At 56.1% G+C, this 312-nt stretch carries 1 rRNA gene; it reads left to right on the plus strand.

From position 1 onward, the window contains the following. Nucleotides 1-312: ribosomal RNA gene (locus tag Ga0451573_RS19080) — 16S ribosomal RNA — on the plus strand; the annotation flags it as partial.

Raw genomic sequence — 312 nt, forward strand, 5'->3', positions numbered from 1 at the left:
GATGAATGGAGTGCCAGCAGCCGCGGTAACACGGGGGGCGCAAGCGTTATTCGGAATTATTGGGCGTAAAGGGCGCGCAGGCGGTCTTGTCCGTCAGGTGTGAAAGCTCGGGGCTCAACCCCGGAAGTGCACTTGAAACAGCAAGACTTGAATACGGGAGAGGAGAGAGGAATTCCTGGTGTAGAGGTGAAATTCGTAGATATCAGGAGGAACACCGATGGCGAAGGCATCTCTCTGGACCGATATTGACGCTGAGGCGCGAAGGCGTGGGTAGCGAACGGGATTAGATACCCCTGTAGTCCCGCGTAGAAC

Origin of the sequence: Phosphitispora fastidiosa (genome assembly GCF_019008365.1) — a bacterium.
In the GTDB taxonomy this organism is placed as follows: Bacteria; Bacillota; Thermincolia; order Thermincolales; family UBA2595; genus Phosphitispora; species Phosphitispora fastidiosa.